This window comes from Saccharopolyspora sp. NPDC050389 (genome assembly GCF_040655595.1).
Lineage (GTDB): Bacteria > Actinomycetota > Actinomycetes > Mycobacteriales > Pseudonocardiaceae > Saccharopolyspora.
In genome coordinates this window covers 92,176-107,749 of record NZ_JBFAKG010000029.1, presented here as the reverse complement: position 1 = coordinate 107,749, position 15,574 = coordinate 92,176, and the positions used below count along the sequence as shown (strand labels likewise).

At 69.8% G+C, this 15,574-nt stretch carries 16 protein-coding genes; 3 read left to right on the top strand and 13 right to left on the bottom strand.

The features are described 5' to 3' along the window. Positions 1–103: 103 nt before the first annotated feature. Complete coding sequence (locus AB0I53_RS20755) at positions 104–1,111, top strand: BMP family protein (protein WP_358605142.1); 1,008 nt, start codon at positions 104–106, stop codon at positions 1,109–1,111. Here the strand turns inward: AB0I53_RS20755 and AB0I53_RS20750 are convergent. From AB0I53_RS20750 to AB0I53_RS20725, 6 genes are all read right to left on the bottom strand, one after another. Next, positions 1,081–1,740, bottom strand: a complete 660-nt coding sequence (locus AB0I53_RS20750; RefSeq protein ID WP_358605139.1) for a nuclear transport factor 2 family protein — start codon at positions 1,738–1,740, stop codon at positions 1,081–1,083. The genes AB0I53_RS20755 and AB0I53_RS20750 overlap by 31 nt on opposite strands. 123 nt (positions 1,741–1,863) lie before the next feature. Next, positions 1,864–2,985 carry a helix-turn-helix domain-containing protein gene (locus AB0I53_RS20745; RefSeq protein WP_358605136.1) on the bottom strand — a complete coding sequence of 374 codons (1,122 nt, stop codon included), beginning with the start codon at positions 2,983–2,985 and terminating at the stop codon, positions 1,864–1,866. A gap of 163 nt (positions 2,986–3,148) precedes the next feature. After that, complete coding sequence (locus tag AB0I53_RS20740; protein WP_358605133.1) at positions 3,149–4,090, bottom strand: dioxygenase; 942 nt, start codon at positions 4,088–4,090, stop codon at positions 3,149–3,151. Beyond that, a complete protein-coding gene (locus AB0I53_RS20735; protein WP_358605131.1) occupies positions 4,087–5,169 on the bottom strand; it encodes a maleylacetate reductase in 1,083 nt (360 codons plus the stop codon). Before AB0I53_RS20735 ends, AB0I53_RS20740 begins: the two co-directional genes overlap by 4 nt. A 15-nt stretch (positions 5,170–5,184) precedes the next feature. Beyond that, the gene (locus AB0I53_RS20730) at positions 5,185–6,273 is read right to left on the bottom strand and encodes an alpha/beta hydrolase (RefSeq protein WP_358605128.1); all 1,089 of its coding nucleotides are present in this window, start codon (positions 6,271–6,273) and stop codon (positions 5,185–5,187) included. Positions 6,274–6,284: 11 nt separating this feature from the next. Then, positions 6,285–7,892, bottom strand: a complete 1,608-nt coding sequence (locus AB0I53_RS20725) for a bifunctional 3-(3-hydroxy-phenyl)propionate/3-hydroxycinnamic acid hydroxylase (protein WP_358605125.1) — start codon at positions 7,890–7,892, stop codon at positions 6,285–6,287. Between the two features lie 285 nt (positions 7,893–8,177). Between AB0I53_RS20725 and AB0I53_RS20720 the strand changes: the two genes are divergently transcribed. Beyond that, the gene (locus AB0I53_RS20720; RefSeq protein WP_358605122.1) at positions 8,178–9,146 is read left to right on the top strand and encodes an AraC family transcriptional regulator; all 969 of its coding nucleotides are present in this window, start codon (positions 8,178–8,180) and stop codon (positions 9,144–9,146) included. Between the two features lie 21 nt (positions 9,147–9,167). On the opposite strand, the gene AB0I53_RS20715 is transcribed toward AB0I53_RS20720, so the two are convergent. The 7 genes from AB0I53_RS20715 to AB0I53_RS20685 all read right to left on the bottom strand — a co-directional run bounded on the left by AB0I53_RS20715 (position 9,168) and on the right by AB0I53_RS20685 (position 15,169). Further along, the gene (locus tag AB0I53_RS20715) at positions 9,168–10,817 is read right to left on the bottom strand and encodes a class I adenylate-forming enzyme family protein (RefSeq protein ID WP_358605119.1); all 1,650 of its coding nucleotides are present in this window, start codon (positions 10,815–10,817) and stop codon (positions 9,168–9,170) included. Next, positions 10,817–11,332 carry a nuclear transport factor 2 family protein gene (locus tag AB0I53_RS20710; RefSeq protein WP_358605116.1) on the bottom strand — a complete coding sequence of 172 codons (516 nt, stop codon included), beginning with the start codon at positions 11,330–11,332 and terminating at the stop codon, positions 10,817–10,819. The genes AB0I53_RS20715 and AB0I53_RS20710 overlap by 1 nt, the downstream gene beginning before the upstream one ends. After that, on the bottom strand, positions 11,329–12,084 hold the full coding sequence (locus AB0I53_RS20705) for an SDR family oxidoreductase (RefSeq protein ID WP_358605113.1): 756 nt from the start codon (positions 12,082–12,084) through the stop codon (positions 11,329–11,331). The genes AB0I53_RS20710 and AB0I53_RS20705 overlap by 4 nt, the downstream gene beginning before the upstream one ends. Positions 12,085–12,111: 27 nt before the next feature. Next, a complete protein-coding gene (locus tag AB0I53_RS20700) occupies positions 12,112–12,882 on the bottom strand; it encodes an SDR family oxidoreductase (RefSeq protein WP_358605110.1) in 771 nt (256 codons plus the stop codon). 115 nt (positions 12,883–12,997) lie between these two features. Next, the gene (locus tag AB0I53_RS20695; protein ID WP_358605107.1) at positions 12,998–13,816 is read right to left on the bottom strand and encodes an SDR family NAD(P)-dependent oxidoreductase; all 819 of its coding nucleotides are present in this window, start codon (positions 13,814–13,816) and stop codon (positions 12,998–13,000) included. Continuing rightward, on the bottom strand, positions 13,809–14,285 hold the full coding sequence (locus tag AB0I53_RS20690) for a nuclear transport factor 2 family protein (RefSeq protein WP_358605104.1): 477 nt from the start codon (positions 14,283–14,285) through the stop codon (positions 13,809–13,811). Before AB0I53_RS20690 ends, AB0I53_RS20695 begins: the two co-directional genes overlap by 8 nt. Further along, complete coding sequence (locus AB0I53_RS20685) at positions 14,282–15,169, bottom strand: LLM class F420-dependent oxidoreductase (RefSeq protein ID WP_358605101.1); 888 nt, start codon at positions 15,167–15,169, stop codon at positions 14,282–14,284. The genes AB0I53_RS20690 and AB0I53_RS20685 overlap by 4 nt, the downstream gene beginning before the upstream one ends. A gap of 114 nt (positions 15,170–15,283) precedes the next feature. Between AB0I53_RS20685 and AB0I53_RS20680 the strand changes: the two genes are divergently transcribed. Continuing rightward, positions 15,284–15,439: a hypothetical protein gene (locus tag AB0I53_RS20680; protein ID WP_358605098.1), complete on the top strand. Its 156-nt coding sequence runs from the start codon at positions 15,284–15,286 to the stop codon at positions 15,437–15,439. Positions 15,440–15,574 lie beyond the last annotated feature (135 nt).

Genomic DNA, 15,574 nt, shown 5'->3' with positions numbered 1-15,574 from the left:
ACGCATCGCGCCACCCGTCACGACGTCGGCAAGACCATCAAACGCGACCTCACCCTCCAACAACACCAAAACCGCACAGGTTAAACAACAAGCTAAGGTGATCGTGGGTGCTGTGGCTGCGGCGGGGATCTTCGTGGTGGGGGCGTGTGGCGCTCCCGCGGCCTCCGACCGGAGCGCTCCCGAACCGGCCAAAGTTCGCGTGGGGCTGCTGCTCGCCGGGCCGACCCATGATGGCGGGTTCATGGAAGCGGGCTACAACGGTGCGAAGCGGGCGGAGCAGCAGTTGGGCGCCGAGATCGCGGTCGTCGATCGGGTGGCGCCGCAACAACCCGCACTGGAAACGGCGATGCGGGATCTGGCCCGCGGCGGCGTCGACCTGGTCGTGGCGCAGGGCGGGCAGAACAACGCCGCGGCGAAGGTGGTGGCCGCGGAGTTCCCGCGGACGACGTTCGTGGTGACGCAGTCCGACGTCAGCGGCCCCAACTTGGCGAGTTACGAGGTCCTGCAGGAGCAGTCGGCCTGGCTCGCCGGTGCCGCCGCCGGGCTGCTGACGCAGTCCGGCGTGGTCGGCCACATGTCGGGAATCCGTCCGGTTCCCGGCTTGAAGGGCCGCGCGGCGTTCGTCGACGGCGTCGCGCACACCAATCCCACCGCGAGGGTTCTGACCAACTTCTCCGGAGACCAGGACGACGTCGCCCTGGCCCGTCGCATCGCCACCGCGGAACTCGACGCGGGTGCGGACTACATCTTCACCATGCTCAACGCCGGACGCCCCGGTGTCGCCGAGGCCATCGGCGCTACCGGAAAGGGCCGCCAGTTCGGCAACGTCCGCGATTTCACCGCAGCCGACCCGACCGTCTTCGCAGGCTCCGCCGTCGCCGACTCGGGCGTAGCGGTCTTCCGCGCCATCGAAGACTTCGCCCACGGCAGACTTCACGGCGGCGAGAGCGTCCGAATCGGCCTGGAATCTCCCGAAGCCGTCCGCCTCACCCTCGCCCCCGACATCCCCGACCACGTGCGCGCCGAACTGGAAGGGCTCCGCCGGCAAATCGTCGACGGCGAGGTGGAGGTGAAAACCACCTACACCGGACCGGAGTTCCCGAATCCGTAAGCGGGATCAGCAGCGACTGCGTGACTTGAATTCCTCGCGGACGGTGCGGACGAATCGCTCTGCGTAGCAGTTCGGTCGCGGGAAGGGTGAACGAGATCGATGTACTCCTGCGGCAGTTGGTCGAACGACAGTTTGGTGACGCTGGTAGGTCCGGAGCTGTACGAGTCCTCGCCTTGAACAAGACCGTTCTCGTCCACTGGCCACAAGATCAGTTGCCGGTGGACGACGAGGTAGTCGGCCGACTCGTCGTCGACCGGAATCCCGCTCCGCGCGGCGTACGAACCGGGGTAGAGCTGCTTCAGGAACCCTTCGGTGACAACGCAGTGATCGTCGACGACCAGCCGGTCCAAAGTGAACTCGAGAATGTTGGTTCGAGTCGCGAGGAAATCCGTGTAATACGTCTTCACCCCGTCGTAGCCTTCCGGGCCGACGTCCTTGCCGCCGTTCCAGAAGTGGTAGTTGGGCGCGAGGCTCAACGTCGCCATCAGGCGGTCGAGGTTCGGTTCGGCCTCCGCCCTCATGTGCTCGATCACGACGCCGAGGACGACGCGGTGCCGCGCGTTGGTCGTGACGGCAAGGCGATTCTCGAGCATTTCCCAGGTGCGCTCGGGGTCGATGACGGCCGCCACGGGGAATTCCTTTCCGCGGAAACGGATGTCATGCCAGATGGTGACCCGAGACCCACCGCGGGGTCATCCGATGCGCGTCGGCAGATTCCACCGCCCGGCCCGACGCTTGTCGGGGGACACGGCTCAGAACTTCTCGCCGAACACCTCTGACGCGGCCAGCTCCGTCGACGACAGCGTCACCCTGCAGACCATGAGCACCAACGTCGCCTTGAACCGGTCCATCGGGTCCGCCAGATCCCAGCCCATCTCCGCTTCGAGATGTGCGAGCCTGGCAGCGACGGTGCTGTGGTGCACATGCATTTCTTCGGCGGTACGCCGGAGCGACCCGAACACGCAGTAGGCCTCGAGCGTGGCCACCACCTGTTCGCCGGACGCGGACGTCGCGATCGCATTGATCCGCGCTGCATCCGGATCGTTGAGCAGGCGTTTCAGCGGGAGCTCGGCCAGCAGCTCCAGCGAACCCAGCCGCCCGTACGACACGGCTCGCCTCCCATGTCCGGTGGACGATGCGAAGCGCAGCGCTCGACGCGCCTGCTTCCACGACGCCGGCGCCGCGTACACGCTCATGCGTTCCCCGATCCCCACCCACGGGCCGCGGTCACCGCCGCCGAGCACCGTCGGGTGCTCGGCGGCGATCGCGGCGTGCAGATCATCGGCCAGCTGACGGTCGTCGCCATCGTCTTGCAGGAGCACCGCGGTCAAGTTCCCGACCGCGACCGAGTGAACGAGGCGACCCGGGCAGCTGCGCGAGACCAACTCCACCGCAGCCTTGCTCGACGTTGTGGAGACCGCCATCACGCGCACCTTCCGGATCGCGTCCAACCCGAGCAATCCGACCGCTCGAACCCGGTCCTCACGCCTCTCCTTGTCGGAAAGCACCACTTCCAGCAAAGCCGGATGACCAAGCCTCGGACCGGCCGCTGACCGCGGCGTCGCCACGCGCAAAGCGTGCTGAAGCCGGTCGAGGAGAAGCGAGTCGAGCGGGTGCTCGGCAGCGGCAGCGCGTTCGAGCCGGACAGCCGGATCCGCCGCGGTCGGCGTCACAAGGCGGCTCTCATCGAGCAGGTCGCCCAATGCCCCGTATCTGATGACCGTGCCCGATGCCCACTGGGCGCCGACCGGGCACTCCGCGAGCAACGCCGCGGACCGCACGATTGCGTCGGCGTTGGCGGCGGACTCGTTGAGAGCGTCGAAGTACGAGATGATCCGGAACACCGACAGCATGTCGGATCCCAGCTCCGACATGCGCAACTGCTCATCCTTCATGGTGTCCGCCATCTCTCGGCAGCCCACCGTCACCGGCGAGCTGCAAGTTCCCGGCACGGTCGAGCTCTACTTGCAACAGCAGCAGAAGAGCCGCAGTGCCCTCCACGCGCGTGGAAGGCACTGCTGATCGTCGATGTCCACGCTATCCCTGGTGCCTCGGACCTTCCGGGCGCCGGGTGCTCGCAGGGGCGAGGACGATGTCGAAGCGGGCCCGCGACCAGGTGCGGTCACCGAGGTCGCGGCCGTCGGGCGCGGGGACGCCGGGGGCCTGCCGCGTGAAGTCCTTCACCAGCGACTGCTTGACCCCGAACACGGTGTCGGAGTCCAGCAGGGCGTCGTCGGCTACGAAGATGTGGGTGACCAGGGTTCGCAGATCCTCGGCGGTGACCATGAAGTGCAGGTGGGACGCGCGCATGGGGGAGCGGCCCGCCCTCGCGAGCAGTGCGCCGACCGGGCCGTCGTGCGGAATCGGATACGGGGTGGGCGTCAAGCCCCAGAAGCGGTAGGCACCGTCTTCGTCGGTGAACAGGTGGGCCCTGCCCGAAACCCGGCCATCGCGATATTGCACGTCGTAGAGGCCGTCCTCGTCGGCCTCCCACACCTCGATCCGGGCCCCGGGAACAGGATTGCCGTCGGTGTCGGTGACCGTTCCCTCGACCCAGCACGGCTCGCCCGGCGCGCCCCCGGCGATGTCGCCGCCGAGCGGGATCCGCGGGGCGTCGTCGACGAAGAACGGGCCGAACACCGTTGCTTCGGTGACGTTCGCGTAGGCCTGGTTGTTCACGGCGATGGTCTGCATCGATGCGCCAAGGACGTCGGAGAGGAGGATGAATTCCTGGCGTTTGCCGTCGGTGATGTTCCCGCAGGAGGTGAGGAACTCGATCGCCGCGGTCCATTCCTGCTCGGTCAGCCGCACCTCGCGAATGAGGGCGTGCAGGTGTCGGACCAGGGCCTGCATCACCTGCCGCAGACGCGGATCGGCGGTGTCGTCGAACGACGCGACCACTCGGGCGACGAGATCGTCCTCGACCGCCCGCTGCTCGGGGGTGGTCTGTGCCGCGGTGGCGCTTTGCGCATTCATCATCGGCTCTCCGTGTCGCTCGTCATCGTCTCGGGATCTGCGCCTTGCCAGGCCGCGTGCAGCACACGTCGCAGGTCGTCGGCGGTGACCGGGCGCGGGTTGTTCGGCGGCACAACCGGCAAGATCGCGTTCACCGCGTCGTCGATGTCGGACTCGCCGAACCCGTGGTCGCGCAGCGCCTTCGGCGCCTGGAGCCGGCCGCGCAGCTCCTGCAGGCCGGCGATCGCGCTCGGGGCGTCCAGCGCGGTCGCGATCCGCCGTTCGGCCTCCGGCGCGGAGGGCGCGTTGAACGCGAGCACGTACGGCAGCACGATCGCGTGGGTCTGGGCGTGCGGCAGGTCGTACGCGCCGCCGAGGACGTGGCAGATCTTGTGGTGCAGCCCCGAGCCGGCCGAGGAGAACGCCAACGCCGACAGGTATGCGGCGTACAGGGCGTGCTCGCGGCCGGGCAGACCTGCCGGATCCGAGACCACCTGCGGCAATCCGGTGTGCAGCGCACGGATCCCTTCCTGCGCCAATGCTCGATCGATGGGGTCGGCCCGCGGCCCCCACATCGCGTCCACGCAGTGCGCCAACGCGTTCAAGCCCGAAGCGACGCTCATCGGCACGGGCAGGGACAGCGTCAGTTCCGCGTCGTAGATCACGGCCCGTGGCAGCACCCGCGCGTCCACGCCGGTGGTCTTGCGGCTGCCCTCGGTCAGCCCCCACACGGTCGTGGCCTCCGATCCCGCGTACGTCGTCGGAACCGCCACGATCGGCAGCCCGCTGGTCAGCGCGATCGCTTTCGCCAACCCGGTCGCAGAACCGCCACCGATGCTGACCACGACATCGGCCTCGTGCCGGGCCGCGGCCGCGCGCGCCCGCTCGGCCGCCGCCACCGGCACGTGCATCGCCACCTCGTCATGGCGATGCACCACCGGCAGGTCGCCGGTGATCTTCTCGGAGAGCGCGGCCTCCGCCGGCGACGCGATCACCATCACCCGTGAGGTTCCCAACCTCGCCACCTCACCGGCGAGCATCGCCGCCGCCTTCCCGGAGCCGAAACACACCCGCTGCGGAAGGTTCTCATGCTCGAAGTGCAACTCGCACCACCTTTCTCAACTACCAAGCCGAATCGGGTCCGCGTCGGCGAGGCGATCGGCGAACCAGTCGGCAACGAGATCGTTGCGCTCGTCCGCGTGGTTGTAGATCGTGTGCTCGCCGTCGTCCCAGACTCGCAGCGTCGCGTCGCCCGTGACCGCGCCGTCGAGGAACGGCTGCTGGTCTTCAAGACCGACGAGAGGATCCTTGCCGCCGTGCAGCACGAGCACGGGGCAATGGATCCGGTCCTTCTCCGGATCGAATCGCAGACGCGCGAAGTTCTCGTCGATGGCCGCTTCGTCCGTGGTGCCCAGCATGGCCGCAGCCTGCTCGGCGAAGGTGCGGAAGGGCAGGAGGCGAGGCACGGCGAAGGCGCCGTTGACGCAGCAAGCCCGCACGTCGCTGTTGCGGGCGGCGGTGAGGGCGGCGAACAGGCCGCCGACGCTGTTGCCCCACACCCCGACCGGCCCACCGGCGGCGGCCGCGCAGCGGACGAACGCGCCGTAGGCGGCGGCGACGTCGACATCGAGGTGGATTCCGTACCGCAATCGGCTCTCGCCCTGTCCGGGGCCCTCGGCCAGGATCGTCGCCAGGCCCCGCGCCGCCAGAGCGTCCGCATAGCGCAGATATGTGGCTCCCCAGCCGCTCTGGCCGCCGAAGACGATCACGGTTCCGGCGACCGGTGACCGCTCCGGCCGCACGTGCCAGCCGACGAGGTTCCCGCCGGCGAACGGCAGCTCGACCTTGTGCATCGTCGACGGGGCCACTGCGGCGGCTGCGGCGACCGCGCCGCTGAACGCCGCGTACAGCTCGCGCTTGCGAGGGGTGTCGAAGTTGATCGCCATCTGCGCGAACACGAAGTCGGCGGCGGCGGCGCGAAAGCCGCGCAGCGCGGTCGTGGTGTGCCCGGCGCTCAAGGCCGCTTCGGCCAGCTCCAGCCGATGTCTGCCCAGTCGTTCGGCGGCCACGTCCCAGGCCTCGCCGGCCCGGGTCGCGCGTTCGAGCAGGACGACGTCGGCGTAGGGCATGCCCCCGTCGAGCAGTCGCGTCGCCGGCATCGCCCGCCAGTGCGCGGCGGCCTCGGTCGAAAGCGGGGTTTCTGCCATGGTTTTCTCGCTCACTGGGCCACTCGCTCGGCTCGGGGCGCTGGGGCGTCCACGAAGCACAGCGCCGTGCGCAAATCGTCGACGAGCCCGGGCAGCTCGCTCATCGAGCCGGCGCCGTAGATGTGGAAGTCGGGTCGGGCGATGTAGGCCTCGACGCCGTGGGATCGAAAGAAGTCGGCGTAGGTTCCGTCGGTGTCGGTGAACGCCCCGGAGCAGCCGGGCTCGGTGGTGGCGATGATGGCGCCGAGATCTTCGAGGAAGGTCAGTTGGTCGCCGTCGAGCACCGAGCGGGGATCGCGTGCCGCGACGATCGAGAAGCCCCAGCCGAGGACGTCGTCGAAGCGGCCGGCCTGGCCGCCCTCGCGGATGACGCCCTGCGGGGACAGCGTTCCCGCCAACGATCGCGGCGTGCCGTCCGGTTCGGTGGCGATGACCCCGGTGGTGAGCGTCGGGAACGGCGGCATCGACGGGATCTCCCCGCGCAGGAACGCGGCGTCGCGGGCGACGGCGGCCTCGGAGTTCGTCAGGTTCGCGATCTTGCCCAGCTCGACCGCGCAGTGCTGGATGACCTCGACGTGGGGGCGCCGCTCGGGTTCGTAGGTGTCGAGCAGGTCATCGCTCGCGCGCCCCGAGAGCACGAGGTCCAGCTTCCACGCCAGGGCGATGCCGTCGCGCATGCCGGAACACGCGCCCTGGCCCATGTAGGGCGGCATGGTGTGCGCGGCGTCGCCGGCCAGCAGCACGCGTCCGCTGCGCCAGGTCTCGGCGGTGCGGGCGGAGAAGGTGTAAACGATCTGCCGGAGGATGCGGACATCCTCCGACCCCAGGCCGTGGCGGTCGCGGAACCAGTTCGAGGCGAACTCTGGGGTTTCCATCTCGTGGGGATCGTCGGTCGGCAGGACCGCGACCTCGAATCGCTGGCGGCTGCGGCCGATGGGCATGAACATGCTCGGCTGGGCCGGGTCGCAGAACTGCCGGGTGACCTCGAAGTCGGGGCCGAGCGGACGCCGGCACTCGGTGTCGATGTTCAGCCAGCGGTCGTGGACGCCCAGGTCGGAACGTTCGATGCCCAGCGCGTTGCGGACGAAGCTGTTGGCGCCATCGGCGGCCACCACGTACCTCGCGGTGACCGTCCGGTCGGCGGCGCCGCTGGACCACTGCTCGTCCCGGTCTCGCGACCAGGGCCGGGCCACGAGGGCGACGTGGTCGGGTTCCTGTTCCACGGACACCACTCCGACGCCCTGGTTGACCTCGATGTTCGGGTAGGCGCGGTTCCGCCGGTGGATCGCCAGGTCGATGTCCGGCTGGTACATCGAGTAGTGGGCGGCGAACCCGCTGGATTCCCCGGACCAGTCGACCGCGAGGAGCAGGTCGCCGCTGCCGTTGCGCCATTCGTAGGTCTGCTTCGGGGAGGCGTCCCGGAGGGCGAACTCGACATCGCCCGCCGCTTGGACGATGCGCGCGGTCTCGCCGTCGATGTGGGTCAGGCGCGGCAGACCGTAAAGATCCGGCCACCGCTCGAACACGACCACCCGGTGGCCGGCCCGACCGAGGAGGGACGAGAGCACCAGGCCGGTCGGCCCGTATCCGACCACGGCGACATCGTAATCTGGGGACACCGCAACTCCTTGCTACCTGGGAATTTCCTTGCTCGATGCCCGGCGACGCTACGAGCGTGTGACCTGGGTCGCTATCCGCAACGCGACACCGTCAGCCGCATCGCGCCACGGGTCTCCCGCCGCGTACTCCCGCCCCGCCCGGTGGGCGGGCTAGCCTGGTGGTCCGGTGCTCATCGCTCGGCTGAGGTTGATGTGGGCAAACATGCATCTGGTCGTGCCGTCCCAGGACCGGCACGACATTCATCCGCGACAGCGCCAACGCGGGGGCCGCTGGCGCCGCACACCATGCTCAGCACGGAGAGCGTCGACGCGTTCTGCCGCCAGGCGTCGGAACTGCTCAGCGTTCACGACATCCATCGCACCAGCGCGGTCGCCACGTCCCCGTTCCGCGGTCAGGTGCGCGCGGCCACGCTCGGCGACATCCAGCTCGTCTACCTCGAACAGGGCGTCGACATGCACGTCGACATCCTCGAGCGCATCGACTACTACGACCTGATGCTGGCGGTCGCCGGCACCAACGAGATCACCTGCGACGACGCCCGCGCGCAGATCAACCGAGCGCACGGTGCGTTGCTGTCGCCCAGGATGCGGGCGCGGATGCGGATGGACGCCGCCTACCGCCAGATGCACCTGCGCATCGAGCGGCACGCCCTCGACCGGCGTCTGGAGGCCCTCCTGGGACGCCCGCCGCACGCCCCGGTGAGCTTCGATCTGTCCATGGATCTGGCCTCGCCGCAACTGTCGACCTGGACGTCGTCGCTGGGGTTGCTGATCCGCGATCTCGACATGGCGAACGGGCTCACCGCACACCCCCTCGCCGCCGCCAGCTGGCAGGAAATGCTGTTGACCGGCCTGCTCCTGTCGCAGCCGCACACCTACTCGGCCGACCTGTTCGAACAAGATCGGCCGCAGGTTCCCCGGAGGGTCCTCAGGGCGGCGCTGGACTACTGCGAAGAACACCTCGCCGAGCCCGTGACGGTCGGCGAGATCGCCCAGCACGTCGGGATCAGCGTTCGGTCGCTCCAACGCGCGTTCCAGGAGAACGTCGGCACCTCCCCGAGCCGCTACCTCCAGTCGCTTCGGTTGGCTCGGGTCCGGCAGGATCTTCTCGCGCCGAATCCCCGGTCGCCGGTGTCGGTGACCGAGATCGCCTACCGGTGGGGATTCGTCCACCTCTCGCGATTCGCGGCAGCGTACAAACGGCGATATGGCGAAGCGCCGTCCGACACCAGATCCCGCGCGGCCGACGACTGACGGCAGCGGCGCGAACCCGGATCACCGATCTTGGGACAGCTCTGCGCGCAACCGTTGCTTGTCGAGCTTTCCGCCGGTGCCCAGCGGCAGCTCCTGCCGGAGCACGACCCTTTCGGGCCAGCAGTGCTTCGACACGCCGCGGTCGGTCAGGTAGGCGCGCAGCTCGGCCACGTCGAGGTCCGCGCCGTCCCTGGTCACCACGACGGCGCAGACCCGCTCGCCGAGCACCGGGTCGGGCACCCCGAGGGCGGCCACCTGGGCGACGCGCGGGTGCCCGGCGACCTCGGCCTCGACCTCGATCGCGCTGATGTTCTGCCCGCCGCGGATGATAAGATCCGCGGTCCGGCCCGCGACGGTCAGGTACCCGGATTCGTCGATCGTGGCGAGGTCCCCGGTCAGCAGCCAGCCGTCGGCGCGGAACAGTTCGGCGTTGGCCGCGTCGTCGCGGTAGTAGCCGGGAGTGATACCCGGCCCGCGACCGGCGCACTGGCCCGGCCCGCCGTTCGCCGTGACGTCGTTGCCGTCGGCGTCGAAGAGGCGGATGTGCTGCCCGGCGATCGGGCGCCCGACGGTGTCCAGGCGCTTGCCGGGCGGATCGGCCAGGCGCGTGACGCTCAGCGGCCCGGCTTCGTTGGAGCCGTAGAACTGGAGGACGGTGGCACCCGCGCGATGTTCGAACTCGGCCGCGTGCTCGGCGCGCACCGGCTCGCCGCCGGTGAACAGCACCCGCAACGACGTCAGGTCGGCGGCGGCCAGCGCGGGTGAGTTGAGCATCATGATGAACTGGCTCGTCACGGCAGCCAGGACCGTTACGCGTTCACGCTCGATCAGGCCGATCGCCTCGGGCGCGTCGAAATCGGCGCACAGCACGGTCGTCGCGCCGAGCATGGCGGGCACGAAATGCGCGCTCCAGAGCCCGAAACCGTACGGCGCGGGCAGAACGCTGAGGAACACGTCGTCCGGTGCGAGCTCGGCGGCTTCGGTGGCGAGCGCGCCGAAGTACTTGCGGGTGTTCATCGTCGCGGTGACGCATTTGGACAGTCCGGTCGTGCCGGAGGTGCTGTTGAGGAAGAACAGTTCGTCGGCCCCGAGCGCCCGCCCGGCGATGAGCGATTCGGCTCGTTCGAGGCCGGGCAACGGCGCAGGCACGCCGTTGAGGCGCAGGTGCAGGCCGTGCTCGTCGAGGTCGGCCAGCACGTGCCGGTCGACTCGCGATCCCCGCTCCCGGACGGAGTCCCGCAGCGCTCCCGCGTCCCGGCCGCGGTGCTCGGGACGGGTCAGCAGCCAGCCGCATGACGTGCGGTCGAGGAGCCGGGCGACCTCCTGGTCACCGGCTCGTGGTCCCATGCCGAGCGTGACCGCACCGGCCTTCTGCGCGGCCAGGTACACGACGTGCACCAGCGATCCGCCGGTGAGCAGCACACCGAGCACAGCGCCGCGGGGAAGTCCGAGTTCGACGAACGCGCCCGCGAGTCGCGTGCTGAACTCGTCGTACTCCCGCCACGTCAGGGACCGGTCCGGGGCCCGGAACGCCCAGCCGCGCGGATTCCGGACGGCGTTGCGCCGGACGTGGTCGGCGACCGTGGTGGCGTCCCAAGCGCCGCTTCGGTGGTGCCGCTGGACGGTCGCGGCGTCGAATGCCGGCCGGCTGCCGATCGTCCCGCCCGGCATCAGGCCTCCAGGATGCGCCGGGCCAGCGCGTAGTACGGATCGTCCGCGTCCCGGCTTCCGCGCGGCCCGTTTCCCTCCGGGGCGAGTTGTGCGCCCACCGTCGAGTGCGTCCACTCCCGCACCGCGAACCGCTCGACGATCGCCCATCGCCCGCCGCGCTCGGCCATGTGATCGACATAGCGGAAGCCGCTGATGAAGTTGCGCCGCGGATCCGATTCCGGCGATCCCCAGTGGACCGCGGTCCCGTAGGTCTCGGCGATCGCCTCGTCACCGCGCAGCTCGCAGAGGTGGTTGCCGACGACGTGCATGGTGCCGGTGAAGCCGCCGAGCAGGGGACGCACCCACTCGATGTATTCGTCGACAGTGCCGTCGAAGCCGGTGTGGTGGTCGATGCCGCCGGGGTGGTAGGCGGAGCGCACCAGGTCGAAGTCGAGCCGGTCGATCCCGCGGCAGTAGCGCAGCACGACCTCGCGGATCCGCTGGCCGGCCAGCAGTTCGGTCAGCGGATCGGTCACTGCGTCACCGTCCAGCCGCCGTCCACGGGCAGCAGGACGCCGTTGATGTAGGAGGCGAGCGGGCAGAGCAGGAACAGCGCGGCCCACGCGATGTCGTCACCGGTCGCCATCCGCTTCATCGGGTTCTTCTCCAACGACCGCTGCCCGACCTCGCTCTGCACGAAGCCCTTCAGGCGCGGGGTGTCGGTCATGCCCGGGGCGACCGCGTTGCTGCGCACCTCGGTGTTCCGGTAGGTGGCGAGATGCCTGGTGTAGCCGGCGATGCCCGCCTTGGCGGCGCAATACCAGGGCGAGTCCGTGCCGATGAGGTTGCCGGCCAGCGAGGAGACGTTCACCAGCGCGGCTCCCTCGGGAACCCCGCCGGAGAGCCAGGTCTCGGTCATCAACCGGACGCTGCCGACCGAGATCCGGACTCCTTCGTCGAAGTCGAGGTTCCCGGCGGAGGAAGGCCCGGCGTTGTTCACCAGGTAGCGGATCTCACCGAGGCGACGGCTCTCGGCGAAGCCCCGCTCGACTTCGGCGGGTGCGGAGACGTCGGCGGCGACCGCGATGGCCTTGCCGCCTGCCCCGGTGATCTGGTCGACGGTGGCGGCGACTGCGCTCTCGTCGAGGTCCCAGGCGGCGACGGCGAGCCCCAGTTCCGCGGCGCGGAGGGCGACGGCCTCGCCGATCCCGCTCCCGGCGCCGCTGACCAGCAGGACGTCTCCAGGGGTGAAACCGAGGTCGATGGTGGGCTGAGCGGTATTCGGCACGGGTGCTCCTCGAAGGGGTAGTGGTGGTCAGACGCCGTATCCGCCGTCCACGTCGAGCTTCTGCCCGGTGATGAACTTCGCGCGGTCCGACGCGAGGAAGCAAGCGGCTTCCGCGATGTCCTGGGCGCTGCCGAAGGCGCGCAGCGGGATGTTGCGCTTGGTGACCTCCAACGCTCGTTCGTCGAGGTCGCCGCTGGCCATCAGCTCGGCGGCCATGCCGTCGGTGAGCATGCCGGGGCCGACGCAGTTCACGCGGATCCCGAACCTGCCTTCCTCGGCGGCGAGCGCCCGGGCCGTCGCCTCGACGGCGCCCTTGGGCCCTGCGGACAGCCCGTCGCGAATCGGGTAGCGGTGGGTGGCCGCGGTGGTGATCGCGACGATCGAGCCCCTGCTGGCGCGCAGTGCGGGCAGCGCGGCGTGCACGAGGTTGAAGAACGCTTCGGCCTCGGCGGTGAGGTGCTTGGCGAAGACGGCCGGTTCGACCTTGGAAAGGTGGACCTGCGGTATCAGGGGGCCTGCCGCGTGGACGAGCGTGTGGATCGCGCCGAAGCGTTCGACGACGCTGTCCAGGTAGACCCTGCTCCGTTCGGCGTCGGTGAGGTCGAGCCGGTCCGCCACGGCCACGCCGCCGCGCTCGACGAGCTCACCGACCAGGCTCTCGGCGGCCTGCTGGTCGCTGCGGTAGGTCAGGGCGACCCGGGAGCCGCGTTCGGCGAGCATCCGGCAGATCGCGGCACCGAGACCGCCGGTCCCACCGGTCACCACCGCGACGCCCCGCCTGTCCTGGAAATCCTTCACGATCGGCCTTTCGTGGAAGCAGTCGCTTGGTCGAAGCCGGGCCGGTCGACATCTCCCGGGCCGGAGCGGACTCGTGGAGCCGTTCTCACGGCCCGCGGGCGGTTTTCCCGTGGTGCTAGGGACTGTTGGGCATGTTGGTCCAGCCCTTGCCGTCGGCGCGGCCGTACCAGCCAGAGGCGGCCAGCGTGCCGCCGTCGACCGGCAGCGTGTGGCCCGTGATGTAGCAGGCCTCGTCCGAGGCGAGGAACTGCACGGCCGCGGCGTAGTCGTCCGGGTCGCCGAAGCGGCCGAGCGGGACCCAGGTCCGGATCAGCTCGGGATCGCGGCCGCGGAGCATCGCGGCGGCGGGGGTCTGCGGGGTGTCCGCCAGATCGGGCGCGATGGCGTTCACCCGGACGCCGTACTGGCCGACCTCCACCGCCAGGCTCTTCGTGAACGCCGAGACTCCGGCGTTGAACGCCGAGTAGGCGGCCTTGCCCGGAATGCCGCGGAAGGCCTCGACGGTCGAGTTGTTCACGATGGCACCGCGACGCTGCTCGATCATCGCCGGCAGCAGCGCGTGGGTCATGGTGAACACGTGGTGCAGGTTCAGCTCGTAGAGCCGGCGCCACTGCTCCGGCGTCGATCGCACGAACGTCCACGACGTCGGGCGGAAGTCCCCGACGTTGTTGACCAGCACGTCGACCCGGCCGTCTCCCGCGGACAGCGCCGCATCGGCGGTCTCGGCCACCACGTCGTCGTCGGTGATGTCGCCGATGACGACCACGCAGCGACCGCCGGCGGCCTCGATCTCCAGTTGCGCGGCGCGGGCGGCGTCGCCGTCCACGTCGTTGAGCACGACGAGATCCCCGGCGCGGGCGAACCGGCTGCTGATGGCACCGCCGATGCCGAGCGCACCTCCGGTCACAACGCAGATCCGCGGTCGATCAGTCATCTTCGCTCCAGGAGGGAACGCGCCGGCGGCGCGGTGTTCGGGTCTCGATCCAGTCGATGGACAGCTCCCGGCGCGCGAACAGCCACGCGCCGTCCTGCCTGCGATAGCCGTCGACGTAGCGCAGGTGCCACACGACGTTGATCGGCTCGCCCGACGATCGCTTGCCCAGGTGGTGCGCGATGCAAGCGATGCGGCCGGTCGCGGTCTGCCCGTCGCCGTCGAAGACCTGGCCGACGATCGCGTGCTGGGTGAGTTCGAACGCCTCGACCGCGCGCAGTGCGCCGGCGATCGCCGATCGACCACTGTGGACGACGGAAGGGCCGAGTTCGGCCGGCGGGGATGGCATCGCCAGCACGGCGTCTTCGATGAACAGGGCCGCCGCCGCGGTGAACGCGCGATCGTCCACAGTGGCCGCGTAGCGGGCGACCAGGTCGGCGAGCTCGACCCGGTCGACCGCGGTGAGCGTCATCGCCCGGCCAGGCCGAGCCGCTGCGCGCACGCGGAGAGCTCGTCCTTGACCGCGGCCAGGTCGGTGGTCGGCGTGGGCTGCAGCATGATCCGGCTCGCGCCCCGCGCGGCGAGCGACTCGGCCTTCTCGGTGGTGATCGCCGAGACGAGGTGCCCGAGCGTGACCTCCAGCGCGTCGGGATCGCGGTCCGCCGCTTCGGCTTCCTGCCGCATCAGGTCGATGAGCTGCTGCAGCTCGGCGCCGCCGACGCCGAGCGGCTGCAGGCCGTCGCCGCGACGTCCCGCGCGCCTCGCGGCAGCGCGGCTGTGCCCGCCGATGTGGATGGGAATCCCGCCGGCCCGGGCGGGCTTCGGGTAGGTCATCGCCCCGGCGAAGGAGAAGAACCGGCCGTCGTGGTCGACGCCGGTCGGCGACCGGTCGGTCCACAGCTTGCGCAGCACGTCGATCTGCTCGTCGGCCCGCTTCCCGCGCGTCTCGAACTCGGCCCCGCACGCCTCGATCTCCTCCCGCATCCAGCCCATGCCGATGCACAGGCGCAGCCGGCCTCCGGAGAGGGCGTCGAGGGTCGCCGCGCGCTTGGCCAGCACCACGGGATGGTGGTTGGGCAGCACGAGCACGCCGGTGGCCAGCTCGATGCGGGTCGTGTGCGCGGCGAGGAACATCAGCAGGTCCAGCGGATCCGGGATGTCGCAGTCATCGGCCAGCTCCATCTTCCCGGAACTCGCGTAGGGGTAGACGCTGGAGTACCGGCTGACCACGACGGCGTGCTCGACCGCGACGATCGATTCGAACCCGCATGCCTCGGCGTGCCGGGCGAACTCGCCCATCCAATCCGGCCGGGCGGTGACACCGGCCGCCACCGGAGCCATAACGGCATATCTCATAACGGAATCCTACGAGAGACCGGCGAGAATACAAACCTAGCGTTTGCTTGTTTTGCTGGGTTAGGATGGCGCGCCCCGAAATCGGATCCGTTGGGGCGCCGGTGCCAGGTGGTGATGCCCGACGAGACCAGCCATCGCGGCGATGCCGGGCAGGTGGACCGGATCGCGACGGCCATCCCGTGCGGCGTGTTCGCCACGTCCACCCGCGTCGGGCACGCGTGCCTGCTGCTGGATTCCGGTCTCGCCACCCGCAGTGACCAATGTGGATGATGGGGGAAGGGCTTGCTTTGCTGTGGCGCTCGCCTGGCGCACGGTGAGTCCCCGAGCGCAAGTCACCCGCCAGCGGCGTAGTTTCGCGTGAAATTGCGCTGCTCGCGTCCGTGTGGTCGGCCGGTTCTGGGGTTC